The following is an 18618-nucleotide window of genomic DNA, read 5'->3' on the forward strand; positions in this document are numbered from 1 at the left end:
GGCCGTAGGCGTTGAGCAGGGTACGTCCCTGGCTCCAGCGCTGGGCCGTCGCGGGCGGAAGGGCCTCGCCCGCGGAGATGACGGTTTCCAGCAGGGGCAGTCCGGCCTCGGAGAGCTGGGCGAGGACGGAGGGCGTCAGGGTGGCGGCGGTGACGGCCTGGGATTCGAGCAGCTGCCGCAGGGGCAGCTCGGGCAGCAAGGCGTCGCGCGCGGCGAGCACGAGGCAGGCGCCTGAGAGCAGCGTGGAGAAGACTTCGCAGACTGAGGCGTCGAAGGCGGGGGAGGCGAACTGCAGGACGCGGCTGTTCGCGTGGAAGCGGTGGGCCTTCACCGCTGCGAGCGCGGTGTTGGCGAGGCCCTTGTGGAGGAGCAGGGCCCCCTTGGGCGTGCCGGTGGAGCCAGAGGTGTAGATGACGTAGGCGAGGCTGTCGTCGAAGACGCGGACGTCGGGAGGAGAATCGGGCCTGCGAGCAATCGCGTCAGCGTCGGAGTCGAGGCAGAGCAGCTGGATGCCGGAGGGCAGCTCATCCGCGAGGGAGTCCTGGGTGAGGACGAGGGGAACGCCTGCATCCTCGAGGATGAAGGCGGTGCGTGAGGCGGGGTAGGCGGGGTCGAGGGGAACGAAGGCGCCGCCGGCCTTGAGGATGGCGAGGAGTGCGACGGGAACGTCGAGGGAGCGCTCCAGGAAAAGTCCGACGCGGGTCTCGGGCCCGACGCCGAAGGAGCGCAGGTGGTGGGCGAGGCGGTTGGCGCGAGCGTCCAGCTCCCGGTAGGTGAGGTGCTGGCCGCCGAAGGCCGCGGCGTGCGCCAACGGGGTGCGCTCGGCCTGGGCCTGGAAGAGGTGGTGGACGAGCGACTCGTCGGAGAGCACCTGCCGCGTGTCGTTCCACGCGATGAGTGTCTGTTGACGCTCCTCCTCCGCGAGCAACGACACTTCATCGAGTCGCTTCGCGGAGCCAACCCAGCCCTCCAGCGCCGCGCGCATGTGCTGCAAGAGGCGCCGCGCGGTGTCCGCATCCAGCCTGGAGCTGTCCACGGTGAGCTTCAGCATCAGCTCCGAGCCCGGCAGGACCACGAGGTTCAGCGGGAACGTCTTGCGCTCCATCATCCGCACGTCGCGCAGATCCTGGCGTCCCACCCGGTCGCGGACGGACGCGTCCACGGGGAAGTTCTCGAACACGACGAGGCTTTCGAACAACGGGGTGCCGCGTGGCAGTTCGCTCCAGCCCTGGATCCGCAGCAGCGCGCAGTGCTCGTGTTGGCGCGACTCCGCGAGCTGGGCCTGAAGCCCCTGGAGCCAGGGGAGGATGGCGGCGTCCGGAGGCAGGCGGACGCGCACCGGTAGCGAGTTGATGAACAGCCCCATCACCGACTCGACGTGGGGCAGCTCCGCGGGCCGTCCGGCGACCGTGGCGCCGAAGACGACGTCCTCCTCTCCCGCATGTCTTCCGAGCACCAGCGCCCACGCGGCCTGGATCAGCGTGTTCATCGTCAGGTGGTGCTGGCGCGTGAAGCCGGTCAGCGCTTTCGTGGTGGGCTCGGAGACCGCGAGCACATGCTCGACCATCTCCGGAGCCTCCTTCCGACTCCGGTCCGGTGCCCGACCTGGAAGCGGTGTGGGGGCCTGGAAGCCCGCGAGCGTCCGGCGCCACCACGCCTCGGAGGCGGCTTCGTCCTGCTGGCCCAGCCACGCGATGAAGTCCCGGAACGAGGGCGCCCGCTCCAGCCGCGCTTCCCGGCCGCTTCGCAGCGCTTCGTAGGTTCCGAACAGATCCTGGAGCAGCAGGCCCACGCTCCATCCGTCGAGCAGGAGGTGGTGCAGGCTCCAGACGAAGCGATACACGTGCTCATCCAGGCGCATCACCGTGACGCGCAGCAGCGGCGGCCGCGCCAGGTCGAAGCCCCTCGCGTGGTCCTCGCGCAGGAACGCGTCCATCCGCTCCTGCTGCTCGGTGGCGGACAGGCCGCGCAGGTCGTTCTCGGTCCACGGCAGGTCCACGCGTGCGTGCACCACCTGGAGGGGCTGGGGCAATTCCTGCCAGTGGAACCCCGTCCTCAGGATGGCGTGCCGGTCCAGCACCGCCTCCCAGGCGCGACGGAAGGCCGGCAGGTCCATGGGCGCGTGGAACGTCCAGGCGATCTGCTGGAAGTACTCGCCCGTCGCCGCGCCCACGATGGTGTGGAAGAGCATGCCCTGCTGCATGGGCGAGAGCGGATAGACGTCCTCGATGGCCTGGCCTGCGGGAAGCAGCGCGTCCAGTGTCGCCGACTCCAGGCGGGCCAGCGGGAAGTCCGCCGGCGTGTAGCGCAGGGCCTGGGATGAGCCGCGCTCGGCGATGAGGGCGCGCAGCGCGGACACGAAGTGCGCCGCCAAAGCCTCGACGGTGGCACGGTCATGGACGTTCTCGCTGTAGGTCCACCCGAGTCGCAGCCGGCCTTCGATGACCAGCCCGTTCACCTCCAGCAGGTGGCTGCGATGGCCCCGGGGGCTGATCATCCCACCGTCGGGCGTGCGCGCCTTCGCGAAGAGGGGCGAGCTGGCGGCGGCGACGTCGAGCTGGCCCAGGTAGTTGAAGAGCACCTGGGCTCGCGGCAGGGCTCGCAGCGCACGGGACGTGTCGTCGCGGCCCATCGCCAGCAACAGGCCGTGGCCCAGTCCCCGGTTCGGCACCTGTCTCAACCCGTCCCGTACCGCGAGCAGCGCGCCCCCGACATCGGCCGTGGGCGCCTCCAGCAGCACCGGCACCATCGCGGTGAACCAACCCACGGTGCGCGACACGTCCACGTCGTCGAACAGCTCTTCCCGGCCGTGGCCTTCCAGGTCCACCAGGTGCCGGTGTTCGCCCGTCCAGGCGGACAGGGCCCGGGCCAACGCCGTCAGCAGCACGTCGTCGATGCGCGCGCGCCAGGCCGCCGGCACCTCGCGCAGCAACACCCGCGTCTCCTCCGCGTCCAGTGAGACGGAGACGTCACGCGCCGAGGCGAGGGTGTTCTCTCCCGCGTGGTCCACCGGCAACGGTCGCGGCTCGCGCCGGGCGTCGGAGAGCCAGAAGGCCCGTTCGGCCTCCAGCGCGTCGGACTTCGCGTGCGCTTCCAGCCGCTCCGCCCACGCCTTGAAGGACGTCGTCTTGAGCGGCAGCACCACCGGCTCACCCCGGCGGAGCTGTTCGTACGCGGTGCTCACGTCCTCCAGCAGCATGCGCCAGGAGACGCCGTCCACCGCGAGGTGGTGGATGATGACCAGCAGGCTCCGGGGCCTTGCGTGGCCCGGGTCGAAGAGCGCGGCCCGCAGGAGCGGACCCTCGGACAGACGGAACGCGGCCTGGAGCTTCGCGGCGGCCTGCTCCAACGCGGCGGCCTGTTCGGACTCCGGCACGGCGGACAGGTCCACCCGATGCAGGGACCCGGTCGCGTCCAGGCCCGCGTTGCGCTGCTCCCAGCCGGTGCCCGCGCGCACGAAGCGCAGCCTCAGCGCGTCGTGGTGTTCCACCAGCTTGCGCACGGCCTGCTCCAGCAGCGCGGCATCCACCGGCTCGCGCAGCTCCAGCAGCACGGCCTGGTTGTAGTGGTGCGGCTCCGGCAGGTCCCGCTCGAAGAAGGCCCGCTGGATGGGCGTGAGTGGGACAGGGCCGGTGACGGGGCCCTGCTCGCTGGTGGCGCCTCGCGCGGCCGTCACGGTGGGCGCCAATTCCGCGAGCGTCTGGCGTTGGAAGAGCTGGCGGGGCGTGAGGTGGAGCCCCACCTGCCGCGCCCGCGCGACGACCTGGAGGCTGATGATGCTGTCGCCGCCCAGCTCGAAGAAGTTGTCGTGGATGCCCACGCGCTCGCGCCCCAGCAGCCGGGCCCAGATGTCCGCGAGCGCCTGCTCCACCTCGTCGCGCGGTGCGACGAAGGCCCGCTCGGAGAGGGCCCCCGGTTGCTCCGGTGCGGGCAGGGCCTTGCGGTCCACCTTGCCGTTGGGGGAGAGGGGCAGCTCCGTCAGGGACACGAAGGCTGCGGGCACCAGGTGCTCCGGCAGGCGCGAGGCCAGGAAGCCTCGCAGGGTGTCCGCGTCCGGCGCCGTGCCCGTGACGTAGGCCACGAGCCGACGCACGCCCGGCGCGTCCTCGCGGACCAGCACCACGGCCTGCGCCACCGAGGCGTGCTCGCGCAAGGTGGCCTCCACCTCGCCCGTTTCGATGCGGAAGCCGCGCACCTTCACCTGCGCGTCCTTGCGGCCGATGAACTCCAGGTTGCCATCCGGCAGGTAGCGGGCCACGTCGCCCGTGCGGTACAGCCGCGCGCCGGGCGTGGTGCCGAAGGGGTCTGGCAGGAAGCGCTCAGCGCTGAGCGCGGGACGTGCGTGGTAGCCGCGCGCCAGGCCCTCACCGCCCAGATACAGCTCCCCATGCACGCCGACGGGCACGGGTTGCAGGTGGGGGTCCAGCAGGTAGACGCGGGTGTTGGCGATGGGCCGCCCCAGCGGCACCGTCCTGCCCGTGCTGGGCGTGGGACAGCGGGCCCAGGTCGCGTCGATGGTGGCCTCGGTGGGGCCGTACAGGTTGACCAGGGTGACGCGGGGCAGCCGCGCCCGCAGCAGGGGCTCCAGCTCCGAGGCCAGCGCTTCACCGCCGCAGAAGAGCAGGCGCAGTCGGGTGGCCTGCGCCAGCCCCGGCTCCTCCAGCAGCGCCCGCAGCAGCGACGGGACGAGCTGGAGCACCGTGACCTGCCCCTGCACGACGGTCTCCAGCAGCAGGGCGCCATCGCGGTGCGCTTCCGGTGGCGCGATGAGCAGCCGTCCGCCGGACAGCAGGGGCGCCCAGCACTCCCACACGGAGGCGTCGAAGCTCAGCGGCGTCTTCAGGAGCACCCGGTCGTCGGGCCCCAGGTGGAACTCCGACAGCAGCCACGCCATGTGGTTGGCGAGCGCGCGGTGGGTGATGACGACGCCCTTGGGCTGCCCCGTGGAGCCGGAGGTGTAGAGGACATAGGCGGCGTTCTGGGCGCGGACCCCGCTGTCCGGAGCGTCCGACCGGGCTTCGGTGCCAAAGGCCTCTTCGGAGTCCAGGCACACCACGCGCGCATCCCGCACGGGCAGGCGCTCCAGCAGGTGCCGCTGGGTGAGCAAAACATGCGGCGCGGCGTCCTCCCACATGAAGGCCAGCCGCGCCGCGGGGTAGTCCGGAGAGAGCGGCACGTAGGCGCCGCCGGCCTTGAGGATGCCGAGCAGCCCCACCGCCAGCTCCAGGGAGCGCTCCACGCAGAGCGCCACCCGGGTCTCCGGACCCACGCCGCGAGAGCGCAGCACGTGCGCGAGCCGGTTCGCGCGCAGGTCCAGCTCCCGGTAGGTGAGGTGCTGTCCGCCGAACTCCACCGCCACCGCGTCCGGCGTGCGAGCGACCTGCGCCTCGACGAGCGTGTGCAGGCACGTGTCGCGCGGGGTGTCGGCGTGCGTGTCGTTCCAGGTGACGAGCAGCTGGTGCCGCTCGGCGGGCGTGAGGAGGGGAAGCTCAGCGACGGGCCGGTCGGGGTGGGCCGTGAGGCCCTCCACCAGCACGCGCAGGTGTTCCGCGATCCGGGCCGCCGTCGCGGCATCGAAGAGGTCCGTGTTGTATTCGAGCGCCCCGGCGAACCCGCCCGGCAGCTCCGCCAGCGTGAGGTTCAGGTCGAACTTCGCCAGCTGGCCGTCTGCCTGGATCAGCCGGAACGTCAGCCCCGGCAGGGACGGGGCCGTCTTCGCCTCGCGCTGGAGGGTGAACATCACCTGGAACAGCGGCGTGTGGCTGAGGCTGCGCACCGGCTGGAGCACCTCCACCAGCTTCTCGAACGGCACCTCCGCGTGGCCGAAGGCGCCCAGCGCGACCTCGCGCACGTGGGCGAGCAGCTGACGCCCCGTCATGCGCTCCGACAGCCGGGTGCGCAGCACCAGGGTGTTGGCGAAGAAGCCGAACAGCTCCTCCAGTTCGGCGCGGTCCCTTCCGGCGATGGGGGTGCCCACGCTGATGTCCGGCTGTCCCGAATAGCGGTGCAGCAGCAGCTGGAAGGCCGCCAGCAGCGCCATGAAGGGCGTGACGTTCTCCTTCGCGCAGAGCGCCATCAATGCATCGGAGGCCGCGCGGCCCAACCGCACGGGCTGGTTGGCGCCCCGGGTGGAACGCACCGGCGGTCGCGGGCGATCCGTGGGCAGCTCCAGCAGGCGGGAGGCGTCACCCAGTTGTGTCTTCCAATACGCGAGCTGCTTGTCGAGCACCTCGCCCTGCAGGTGCTCGCGCTGCCAGAGCGCATAGTCGGCGTACTGGAGCGGCGGCTCGGGCAGCGGCGACGGCCGGCCCGCGGCGAAGGACAGGTAGAGGACGATGAGCTCACGCAGGAGCACGTCCATGGACCCGCCATCCGACACGATGTGGTGCACCGTCAGCAGCAGCAGGTGGTCCGTGTTCCCCAGCTGGAGCAGGAGCGTGCGCAGCAGCGGCCCCTTCGCGAGGTCGAAGGGGCGCAGCGTCTCCGTGTCCACCAGGCGCTGGGCTTCGCTCTCGCGCTCGGCGGCGGGACGGCTTCGCAGGTCCACGGTCGCGAGCGGCAGCCTGGGCGCGGGCAGCACCTCCTGGACGGCCTGACCTTCCTCGTTGAGGAACACCGTGCGCAGCGCTTCGTGCCGCCGCACCACCTCTTCCAGCGCCCGCTCCAGGACGGAGGCGTCCAGCGCGCCCTCCACCCGCAGGGCCATGGGGATGTTGTAGACGGTGCTGCCCGGCTCCAGCTGGTCCAGGAACCACAGGCGCTGCTGGGTGAAGGACAGCGGGAAGCGGTTTCCCGTCCGGGGGCGGGGCGTCAGCGTTTCGCGGGGCGCGGCCTTGCCCAGCTTGCGCAGGAGCAGCTCCCGCTTCTCCGGCGGCAGGGCCGCGAGCCGCTTCTGCAGGTCGTTACTCATGGGACACCTTCCGGCGCACGGCCGCGTCGTCGTTGGGGGCTTGCTCGGCGCTGTCCTCGGGGGACTCCTCCGCCGCGAGCAGGGCCTGGACCTCGTCGGGGGACATCCCCTCGAGCTCCGCGAGCAGGTCTTCCAGCCGCCCTTCTTCCACCTGGCCCGCGCGCAGGTCCACGATGCGCTGCGCCAGCCCCGCCACGGTGGGCGTGTCGAACAGGTCTCGCAGCCGCAGCTCCGCCCCGAAGGCGGCGCGGATGCGCGAGACGACCTGGGTGCCGAGCAGCGAGTGTCCGCCCAGCTCGAAGAAGTCGTCGTGGATGCCCATGCGCGGGAGGTTGAGCAGCTCCGCGCAGATTCGCGCCAGCTTCTCCTCGGTCTGGTTGCGCGGCGCCACGTAGGGGCGCTCGTCGGACGTGCCCACCGGTGTCGGCAGCGCTTGCCGGTCCACCTTGCCGTTGGCGGTGAGGGGCATCGCCTCCAGCATCATCACCACGGAGGGCACCATGTACGGCGGCAGCTTGTCCCCAAGCCAGCGGGTGACGTCCGCCTGGGTGAGGAAGGGCGGGGCCGTCCGGGGGGACAGCTTTCGCAGGTGCGCGTCCGGTGACGTCTGTGGCACCAGGCGGCCCTTGTCCGACGGGCGGATGGCGTACAGGTAGCAGAGCTGCGTGCCCGACAGCAGCACGTCCTGGTCCACCACCAGGTCGAAGCCATGCTGTCGCACCAGCTCCGTGATGGGCTCGACGTTCTCCTTCACGTCGATCTCCACCACCATCTGGCGGATGCGCCCCCAGTGCTCCTCGCGAAGCCCCTGGAGCACCTGCAGCTCGCTCTTCTCCACGTTGACCTTCAAGAGGTCGATGGTCTCCACCGCGTGCTCGTCGATGATGTCCGACAGCGTGCGCAGCCGCGCGGTGAAGGTGCGCGCCTCGAAGCGCTCCTCCAACAGGTCGTCCGCGGACTCGGCCAGGCCCGCGAGCTGTTCAGGCGACGCGTTCTCCTGGTTGAGCATGTAGGCCTTCACCACCGACTTCTCCGTCTCCGCGTCCGCATGGAAGCCAGACAGGAGTGAGAAGCCGGGGAAGAACGTGAACTCGGCGGTGCCTTCCTCGGCGGCGACGCCGCAGTCGAAGACGGTGGGGTGGTGGGCGTGGAGGGCCAGGTTGACGCTGAGGATGGCGTGCACCGTGGGGTTGGGCTCGAAGGCGAAGATGCGCGGGGCGTGGCAGACCTGGTTTGCGAAGACGGAGAACAGGCCGATGTTGGAGCCCACGTCGAAGATGCAGTCGCCGTCGTTCAGCGTCACGCCGTGGCGCAGGTACGCCTGGAGTTCGAAGACCTCCTTGTAGATGTAGTCCGTCTCGTTGCGGTTGAGCTGCGCGACGGCCAGCTTGTTGGGCAGCACGTAGCGCTTGTGGCCCTGCACGGTGGCGGCGCGCTGGGGCGTGGGCACGACCCAGGCCGCGAGCCGGCGGTCTCCGGGCGCGACCTCGCGGGCCAGCACGACGGCTTCGCGCACGTCCGGGTGTTGTCGCAGGACGGCCTCCACCTCGCCGGTCTCCACGCGGAAGCCACGGATCTTCACCTGGTCGTCGATGCGGCCCAGGAACTCCACCGCCCCGTCCTTCAGCCGGCGCGCCAGGTCGCCCGTGCGGTACAGGCGGCCTCCGGGCTCCGGTGCATGGGGATTGGGGATGAAGCGCTCCGCGGACAGGTCCGGGCGGCCCAGGTAGCCGCGCGCCACGCCGACACCGCCGATGCACAGCTCTCCGGCGATGCCCACCGGCACCGGTTGCAGGTGTGCGTCCAGCACCAGCACCTGTTCTCCGGGCAGCGGGAAGCCCGTGGGGATGTTGGGCCGGTTCGGCAGACCCGTGACGGGCACGGGCCACGTGAGCGAGCCCACCGTCGTCTCCGTGGGGCCGTAGTGGTTGAGGATTTCGCAGCCCGGGCGCAGCCGCTGGATGCGTTCAATCCATTCGCGGCTGGAGGCCTCGCCTCCCAGCACGAGCAACCGGCGCGGCAGCACCTGCTCCGGCTTCGCGGCCGACATCAGGGCCGCCAGGTGCGAGGGGACGATCTTCAGGCAGTCGATGCCGTGGCGCTCGAAGTAGGCGGCGAAGTCCTCCGGGCTCGTCACCCGGTCGCGGGACAGGACGTGCAGGTTGCCGCCGGTGCCCAGCGCGGGGAACACCATGGTGTTGCCCAGGTCCGCGGCGATGGTGGACACGGTGGCGAAGCTGGCGCCGGGCAGCGCGGGCATCCGCTCCAGCACGCCCGCCGTGTAGGCGCTGAGCTGCCGGTGCTCCACGGCCACTCCCTTGGGACGTCCGGTGGAGCCGGAGGTGTAGATGACATAGGCGAGGTTGCCGGGCGTCGCCACGGGCGGCGGATTCTCCGGGCGCCCACGTCGCACGATGCCGTCCCATTCCGAGTCCAGGTACAGCACGCGCGCGCCCGTCTCCGGGAGCGCTTCGGACAGGGCGTCCTGGCTGAGGATGACGGCGACCTCCGCCTCCTCCAGGATGGCGGAGAGCCGTTCGGTGGGCGTCTCTGGATCCAGCGGCACGTAGGCACCGCCCGCCTTGAGGATGCCCAGCATGCCCACCACCAGCTCCAGCGAGCGGTGGAGGAACAGGGCGGCGCGTCCGTCGGGGCGCACGCCCATGCCCCGCAGGCGCCAGGCGAGCTGGTTCGCGCGCAGGTTCAGCTCGCGGTAGGTGAGCTGCTCATCCTCGTAGGTGACGGCCACCGCGTCGGGGGTGCGCTCCACCTGCGCCTCGAAGCGCTGCGCGAAGCAGTCGTCCGCGCGGAAGTCCAGCCGGGGGCCGCCCCACGCCGTCACCACCTGGTGGCGCTCGGCGTCCGACAGGAGCGTCAGCGCGGAGACCCGGGCCTCCGGCGTGGCGGCGAAGCCTTCCAGCAGCGTCTGGAAGTGGCCCGCCATGCGCGCCACGGTGTCGTGGGTGAACAGGTCGGTGTTGTACTCCCAGGTGCCGCGCAGGCCGTCCTCGCCGTGGCCCACGACGACGAGCAGGTCCAGCTTGGCCGCGTGGGTCTCCAGCGTCACCGGCTCCAGCTTCAGGCCGGGCAGCGTCATGGCGCGGGTGGGCGCGTGCTGGAGCGTGAACTTCACCTGGAACAGCGGGGCGCGGCCGTCGTTGCGCGCCGGGTTGAGGACGCGGACCAGCTCCTCGAAAGGCACGTCCTGGTGCGCGTAGGCCGACAGCGAGGACTCGCGGGTGCGGGCGATGAGCTCGCGCACCGTCGGGTCGCCGTCCACGCGGGCGCGCAGGACGAGCTGGTTGATGAAGAACCCGAGCATCCCTTCGGTCTCCGCGAGGGAGCGGTTGGCGACGTCGGTGCCGATGAGCAGGTCGCGCTGTCCCGAGTAGCGGGCCATCAGCGTGTTGAAGGCCGCCAGCAGCACCATGAACGGCGTCGCACCCTCCTGGCGTCCGAGCGCGTCGAGCGCCCGTGACAGGGCCGGGGGCATCGCCGCCTCGTACTGGGCGCCGCGCCCGGTGGGCGTCAGCGGGCGCGGGGCATCGCCGGGAAGCTCCAGCGTCTGCGGCGCGCCGGACAGGGCCTCCTTCCACCAGGACAGCTGCGCTTCCAGCACTTCGCCGCGAAGCCAGTCGTGCTGCCACGCCGCGTAGTCGGCGTACTGGAGCGACAGCGCGGGGAGCGGGGAGGGCAGGCCGTCGCGGAACGCGGCGTAGAGGGCGATGAGCTCGCGGATGAGGACGCCCATGGACCAACCGTCGGAGACGATGTGGTGCATGGTGAGCAGCAGGACGTGGTGCTCGGGCGCGAGCGTGACGAGGACCGAGCGCAGCAGCGGTCCCTTCGCGAGGTCGAACGGGCGCTGGCCCTCCTGCTGGAGGAGTCGCTGGGTGCTCGCGTCCCGCTCGGACTCCGGCGTGGACTGGAGGTCCATCCGCGCGAGGAGGCTCTCACGGGGGGGCTGGATGACCTGGAATGGCCGGCCTTCCTCCGACAAGAAGGTGGTGCGCAGGGCCTCGTGACGGTGGAACAGCTCCTGGAGGGCGCGCTCCAGGGCGGGAACCTTGAGCTCGCCCTGGAGGCGGACCGCCGTGGGGATGTTGAACGCGCTGGTGCCGGGGTCGAGCTGATCGATGAACCACAGGCGCTGCTGCGCGAACGACAGCGGCAGCTTCGCATCCCGGGACACGGGGAGGATGGGCGGCGCCTTCGCGAGGCCTGTCGCGCCCGTGCCCTTCGCGAGGTGGGCCGCGAAGCCGGCGAGGGTGGGATGCTCGAAGAGGGCGCGCAGCGGCAGGTCCACGCCGAAGGCCTCGCGGACGCGGGACACCAGCTGGGTGGCCAGCAGGGAGTGGCCTCCCAAATCGAAGAAGCTGTCGTGGCGGCCGACGCGGGTAACGCCCAGCAGCGAACCCCAGAGCTCCGCGAGGCGGTGCTCCTCCGGGCCTTCGGGCGGGACGAACGTGCCTTGCAGGGCGAGCCCGTCCGGGGCGGGCAGGGCCTGGAGGTCGCGCTTGCCGGAAGGCGTGACGGGCAGCGCGGTGAGGGGGACGAAGGCGGACGGTTGCAGGGCCTCCGGCAGGCGGTCCTTGAGGAAGGCGCGCAGGGCGTCCAGGTCGAGCGGGTGGTCGGGATGCGCGACGACGTAGGCGACGAGCCGCTTGTCGCCGGGACGAAGCTCGCGCACCACGACGGCCGCCTGGGCCACGGAGGCGTGGGCCGTGAGGGCGGACTCAATCTCTCCGGGTTCGATGCGAACGCCGCGCAGCTTCACCTGCGCATCGGTCCGGCCGTGGAACTCGAGCTGGCCGTCCGTGCGCAGGCGCACGAGGTCGCCGGTGCGGTAGAGGCGGGCGCCCGGGGTGGAGGCGAAGGGATGGGGGAGGAAGCGTCCCGCGGTGGATTCAGGGTGGCCCAGGTAGCCCCGCGCGAGCCCCTCTCCGCCGATGAACAGCTCTCCGCGCACGCCGCGCGGCACGGGGTCCAGCTTCGCGTCGAGCACGTAGACGGTGGTGCCCGGGAAGGGCCGGCCCAGCGGCGGCGCGCCGGAGCCCGGCACGCACGTGGCGCTGGTGGCGGCGATGGTGGCCTCGGTGGGGCCGTACTGGTTGACGAAGCGGCGGCCGTCGCGGGCCCAGCGCTCCATCAGCTCGGTGGGGCAGGACTCTCCGCCCACGACGAGCGAGCGCAGCGCGGGGAGGGCTTCGTCCGGCAGGGTGGCCAGCGCGGACGCGGTCAGCGTGAGCGTCGTCACGGCCTGGGTCCGCAGGAAGGCGTGCAGCTCCTCGCCAATGAACTGCCGGGGCGCGAGCACCAGCGTGGCGCCGGTGCCGAGCGCGCTGAAGACCTCCTGCACGGACACGTCGAAGCCTGGCGCGGCCCATTGCAGCAGCCGGTCACCGGGCCGCAGGTCGTAGTCGCGCACGGACTGGCGCAGCGTGTGGGCGGCCGCGCGGTGTTCGACGACGACGCCCTTGGGTTCACCCGTCGAACCCGAGGTGAAGATGACGTAGGCCGCGTGCTCGGGATGGAGCGCGAGGACCGGCGCGGTGGTGGGTGCTTCCGCGAGCAGGGCGGTGCTCGCGTCCAGGCACAGCGTCACGCCGGGACCCGCGGGCACGACGTCGTTGAGCGCGGTGGTGGTCAAGAGGACGCGGGGCGACAGCTGCTGGCGCAGACTTCCGAGCCGCCGCGCGGGGAGCCGCGGATCCAGCGGCGCATACACGCCGCCGGCCTTGAGGATGCCCAGCAGGCCGATGATCCACTCGGGCGAGGGCTCGATGCACAGCGCGACGCGCACGTCCGGGGCGACGCCGAGGCTCATCAGGTGGTGCGCGAGCTGATGGGCCTTCTGCTCCAGCACCGCGTACGTCAGCGCCCTCTCCCCCCAGCTCAGGGCCACCGCGTCAGGCGTGCGGAGCACCTGCTCCTCGAAGGGACGGTGGAGCAGGGACGGCGCGCTCGGGGCCGTGCGCGGGTCGTTCCAGGTGGCGAGCAGCTGTCGCCGCTCGTCGTTGGAGAGCAGCGGCAGGTCGTGGAGGGACTGGTCCGGGTTCGCGACGGCCGCCTCCAGCAGTCGCTGGAAGTGCGTGGCGAGCTGCCCGATGGTGGCGGGCTCGAAGAGGTCACTGCGGTATTCGATGAACCCGTCGATGCCGTCGGCGGTCTCCTTGAGGGAGAGCGTCAGCTCGAACGTCGACGGGCGGCCTTCCAGGGGCAGGGAGCGCAGCGTCAGGCCGGGCACGTTGAGGTCCGCGTCGGGCGTGTTCTGGAGCACGAACATCGCCTGGAACAGGGGTGAGCGGCCCAGTTGACGCGGCGGCTGCACGGCGTCCACGACCTGTTCGAAGGGCAGGTCCTGGTTCGCGTAGGCCCCGAGCGTCGTCTCCCGGACCTGGGCGAGCAGCTCCCGGAACGAGAGGTGCGCCTGGGGACGTGCCCTCAGCACCAGCGTGTTCACGAAGCAGCCCAGCAGGCCTTCCAGTTCCGCGCGACGGCGGCCGGCGATGGGCGTTCCGATGCAGACGTCGTCCTGACCGGCGTGGCGCGCGAGCAGGGCCTGGAACGCGGCCAGCATCACCATGAACGGTGTCGCGCCTTCACCCTGGCCCAGCTTCCGCAGGGCCGTGGACAGCGAGCCCGACAGGTGGACGGGATGCGTCGCGCCCTGGGAGGAAGGCGTGGCGGAACGGGGATGATCCGTGGGCAGGTCCAGCGCCCCGGGCGCCTCCGCGAGCTGCCGCAGCCAATAGGCGCGCTGCGCTTCGAGCACTTCGCCGTGCTGCCCGTCGCGCTGCCAGGCGGAATAGTCGGCGTATTGGATGGGGAGCGCGGGAAGCGGTGAGGGCAGGCCGTCGCGGAACGCGCTGTAGAGCGACGTCAGCTCGCGGATGAGGACGCCCATGGACCAGCCATCGGAGACGATGTGGTGCATGGTGAGCAGCAGCACGTGCTGCTCGGGGGCGAGCGTGACGAGCAGGGTGCGCAGCAGCGGTCCGTGCGCGAGGTCGAACGGGCGCTGGGATTCTTCCGTGAGCAGCTGTCGCAGGTGCTGCTCGCGTGCGGTGTCCTCTGTCGGCGGGAGCTGGAGGTGACGCAGCGACAGCGGCGCGGGGGCGGCGATGTGTTGGACGGGCTGTCCGTTCCGGGTGGGGAACGTCGTGCGCAGGGCTTCGTGGCGACGGATGAGTTCGCGGAAGGCCTGTTCAAGCGCGGAGACCTCCAGGGCGCCTTCCAGCCGGACGGCCGCGGGGATGTTGTAGAGCGCGCTGCCCGGTTCAAGCTGATCAATGAACCACAGCCGCTGCTGCGCGAACGAGAGCGGGAGGCCGTCCCCGCGAGGAACCGCGACGAGGGCCGGGCCCGTGGAGGCCGGGGCTTCGTGGAGCAGCTCCGAAAGCTTGCCGGCGAGGCCGGCCAGGGTCGGGTGTTCGAAGAGCACGGGCAACGGCAGTTCGATGCCGAAGGCTTCGCGGACGCGGGACACCAACTGCGTGGCGAGCAGCGAATGGCCCCCCAGGTCGAAGAAGCTGTCGTGACGACCGACGCGGGCCACGCCCAGCAGGGGCGTCCAGAGGCCAGCGAGGCGGAGCTCCAACGTGCCCTCGGGCGGGATGAACGCCCCTTGCAGGGCCAGTCCTTCGGGGGCGGGAAGGGCCCGGAGGTCGCGCTTGCCCGTGGTGGTGACGGGCAGCGCGGTGAGGGGAACGAAGGCGGACGGTTGCAGCACTTCGGGCAGGCGGTCCTTGAGGAAGGAGCGCAGGGCGTCCAGGTCGAGCGGGTGGTCGGCACGCGCGACGACGTAGGCGACGAGGCGCTTCTCACCTGGAACGTCTTCGCGCACCAGGGCCGCGACCTGCTCCACGGAGGGATGGGCGCGGAGCACGGCCTCAAGCTCACCGGGCTCGATGCGGATGCCGCGCAGCTTCGCCTGCGCATCCATGCGGCCGAGGAACTCCAGCTCGCCGTCGGAGCGGAAGCGGACGCGGTCCCCGGTGCGGTAGAGGCGCTCGCCGGGAGAAGAAGCGAAGGGGTTGGGGAGGAAGCGCTCTGCGGTGAGGGCGGGGCGGGAGAGGTAGCCGCGAGCGAGGCCGATGCCACCGACGTACAGCTCACCCAGAGCCCCGAGCGGAACCGGCTGGAGGCGCGAGTCGAGGACGTAGAGCTGGACGTTGGGGAAGGGCCGTCCGAGGGAGATGCGCTGGGAGTCGACGGGCCCGGAGATGGAGGCGCAGACGGTGACTTCGGTGGGGCCGTAGGCGTTGAGCAGGGTGCGTCCCTGGCTCCAGCGCTGGGCAGTGGCGGGAGGAAGGGCTTCCCCCGCGGAGACGAGGCTTTCGAGACGCGGCAGTCCGGCCTCGGAGAGCTGGGCGAGGACGGAGGGCGTCAGGGTGGCGGCGGTGACGGCTTGGGATTCGAGCAGCTGACGCAGGGGCTGCTCGGGTAGCAGTTCGTCGCGCGAGGCGAGCACGAGGCAGGCACCGGCCAGCAGTGTGGAGAAGACCTCCCAGACAGAGGCATCGAATGACGGGGAGGCGAATTGCAGGACGCGGCTGTTCGCGTGGAAGTGCTGGGCGCGTGCGGCGGCGAGCGCGGTGTTGGCGAGGCCCTTGTGGAGGAGCAGGGCCCCCTTGGGCGTGCCGGTGGAGCCAGAGGTGTAGATGACGTAGGCGAGCTGGTCCTCACCCACTTCGACGTCGGGCGCGGTGTCTGGCTTCTGGGCGATCGCCTCGGCGTCCGCCGTGAGACACAGGCGACGCAGCCCTTCCTTCGCGGGCGGCACGGTGTCCCCTCGCGTGATGACGAGAGGGATTGCCGCGTCCTCCAGGAGGAAGGCGAGCCGCGCGGGGGGATGGGACGGCTCCATCGGAACGAACGCGCCCCCCGCCTTGAGGATGGCGAGCATCGCGATGGGCACGTCGAGCGACCGCTCCAGGAAGATGCCGACGCGGGTCTCCGCCTGGACCCCGAGGGCTCGCAGGTGGTGCGCGAGGCGGTTGGCCCGGGCATTCAGCTCCCGGTAGGTGAGGTGCTGATCTCCGAAGGTCGCGGCCGGTGCTTCAGGCGTGCGCTCCACCTGCTCCTCGAAGAGCCGGTGGACGTTGGGCGCGTGATGCAATTGCTCGCGGGTGTCATTCCAGGTGACGAGCAGTTGCTTTCGCTCTTCGCTGGAGATCAGCGCGGCCCCTCCGACGGCCCGCATGGGGTTCGCCACCAGCTCCGCGAGGAGCGACTTCAGGTGCTCCATCATCCTCGCGATGGTGGCCCTGTCGAACAGGTCGGTGCTGTAGTCCACGGTTCCCGTAAAGCCTTCCGGTCCGTCCGTGAACGAGAGGCTGAGGTCGAACTTCGACGCGGTGGTCTCCACCTCCACGCCTCGCAGGGTGAGGCCCGGCTGGCTCACCTGCGGCATGGGCGCGTTCTGGAGCGTGAACAGCACCTGGAAGAGCGGGGACCGGCTCAGGTCCCGCTCCGTCTGGAGCGTGTCCGCCAGCTTCTCGAAGGGCAGGTCCTGGTGGGCGTAGGCCTTCACCGTGGTGGCCTTCACCTGCGCGATCAGCTCCTGGAAGGACGTGGCGTTCTCCGGACGCACGCGCAGGACCAGGGTGTTGACGAAGAAGCCGATCAAGCCCTCCAGCTCGGCGCGGTTGCGTCCGGCGATGGGCGTGCCGATACAGAAGTCGTCCTGTCCCGAATACCGCTGGAGCAGCGCCGCGAAGCCCGCGAGCAACACCATGAACGGCGTGGCCCCGGTGGTCTTGCCGAGCGCCTTGAGGGCTTCGGAGACATCGCGCGGCAGCCGCACCGGGTGACTCGCGCCCCGGAAGGACTGGATGGGCGGGCGGGGGCGGTCGGTGGGCAGTTCGAGGATGCGCGGCACGCCTTCGAGCTGCGCCTTCCAGTGCGTGAGCTGGGTTTCCAGCACCTCCCCCTTGAGCCAGTCGCGCTGCCAGCGGGCGAAGTCCGCGTACTGGAGCACCGGTTCGGGAAGCGGGGAGGGCAGGCCCCGGGAGAAGGCCGCGTAGAGCAGCGTCAGCTCGCGGATGAGGACGCCCATGGACCAGCCGTCGGAGACGCTGTGATGCATCGACAGCACGAGCAGGTGCTCGGTGTCGCCCAGCTTCGCGAGCGTGGCGCGCAGCAGGGGGCCGGTGGAGAGTTCGAAGGGCTTGCGCAGCTCCGTGACGGCGAGCTGTCGGGCTTCGTGCTCCCGCTGTCCGGAGGGGACCCCGGTCAGGTCCACCTGCTCCAGGACCTGCGTGGAGGCTCCGGCGATGACCTGGACTCCCGCGCCGTCCGCTCCGGGCTCGAAGGTCGTGCGCAGCGATTCGTGGCGTCGCGCCAGCTCCGCGAAGCCGCGTTCCAGCGCGGCCACGTCGAGCGCGCCCTCCAGCCGCACCGCGGCCGGCAGGTTGTACGTCGTGCTGCCGGGATCCATCTGGTCCAGGAACCACAGCCGCTGCTGGGCGAAGGACAGGGGTTCGGAAGCAGCCCCCTTCGGGCGTGGAGGGATGGCCTGCTGCCGGGTCTGCGCGTTCTTCTCGCGCAGCTTCCGCATCAGTTCATCCTGCTGCTCGGGGGACAGTGACGCGAGTCGGTCGCGTGCCTTGCTCATGTGTTGCTTCCTCGTCGACTCAAGTGGCGTCGCCGTCCAGATCCAGGCCGGCCATCAGTTGTTCCAGCTCCGCGTCGTCCACCTGCGCGGCCTGCGCTTCCATCAACAGCACGGCGAGCGAGGCGATGGTTGGCTTTTCGAAGAGCCGGCCCAGGTCCACGTCCGTGTCGAAGGAGACGCGGACCCGGGAGATGAGCTGGGTGGCGAGCAGCGAGTGCCCTCCCAGCTCGAAGAAGTTGTCGTGGATGCCGATGCGCTCGACGCCCAGCAATTCCGTCCATATCGCCGCCAGCGACTGTTCCAGTTCGTTGCGCGGTGGCGTGAACTCCGGCCCGGAGTCCGGACGGACGCCTTCCGGAAGGGGCAGCGCGGCGCGGTCGAGCTTGCCGCTGGAGGTGAGCGGGAGGGTGGCGATGGAGACGAAGACGGCGGGGACCAGGTGCTCCGGGAGCCGATCCTTGAGGAAGGCGCGAAGGGCCTCGGAAGCGAGGGCCTGGGTGTCGTCGCCTGCGACGTAGGCGACGAGGCGCTTGAGGCCCGGGGAGTCCTCGCGAACGAGGACGACGGTTTCGCGCACGGCGGGGTGGAGCAGGAGCGCGGCCTCGACTTCGCCGGGCTCGATGCGGAAGCCGCGCAGCTTCACCTGGGAGTCGGTGCGGCCGAGGAATTCCAGCTCGCCGTTGCCGAGGAAGCGGACGCGGTCCCCGGTGCGGTAGAGGCGCTCACCAGCGGAAGCAGCGAAGGGGTTGGGGAGGAAGCGCTCGGCGGTGAGGGCGGGGCGGGAGAGGTAGCCGCGAGCGAGGCCCGCGCCCCCGACGTACAGCTCGCCCGGTGCACCGGGCGGAACCGGCTGGAGTCGCGAGTCGAGGACGTAGAGCTGGACGTTGGGGAAGGGCCGTCCGAGGGAGATGCGCTGGGAGTCGACGGGCCCGGAGATGGAAGCGCAGACGGTGACTTCGGTGGGGCCGTAGGCGTTGAGCAGGGTACGTCCCTGGCTCCAGCGCTGGGCCGTCGCGGGCGGAAGGGCCTCGCCCGCGGAGATGACGGTTTCCAGCAGGGGCAGTCCGGCCTCGGAGAGCTGGGCGAGGAC

General features: G+C 71.1%; 3 protein-coding genes. All 3 read right to left on the reverse strand.

Going from position 1 to position 18618, the window contains the following annotated elements; genetic code table 11:
- Positions 1-6910, reverse strand: a 6910-nt coding sequence (locus tag D7Y13_RS22160; RefSeq protein WP_120630770.1) for a non-ribosomal peptide synthetase, incomplete at its 3' end; no start/stop codon positions are given.
- A complete protein-coding gene (locus D7Y13_RS22165; RefSeq protein ID WP_120630771.1) occupies positions 6903-17528 on the reverse strand; it encodes a non-ribosomal peptide synthetase in 10626 nt (3541 codons plus the stop codon). The genes D7Y13_RS22160 and D7Y13_RS22165, both read right to left, overlap by 8 nt.
- A gap of 19 nt (positions 17529-17547) precedes the next feature.
- Positions 17548-18618 (reverse strand): non-ribosomal peptide synthetase (locus tag D7Y13_RS22170; RefSeq protein WP_147452478.1); only part of this gene is annotated, 1071 nt, incomplete at its 5' end.

It is taken from the genome of Corallococcus praedator, assembly GCF_003612125.1.
GTDB lineage: Bacteria > Myxococcota > Myxococcia > Myxococcales > Myxococcaceae > Corallococcus > Corallococcus praedator.

Coding starts and splice junctions, on each gene's coding strand:
- D7Y13_RS22165 (WP_120630771.1), bottom strand. CDS start 17,528: ATGAGCAAGGCACGCGACCGACTCGCGTCACTGTCCCCCGAGCAGCAG.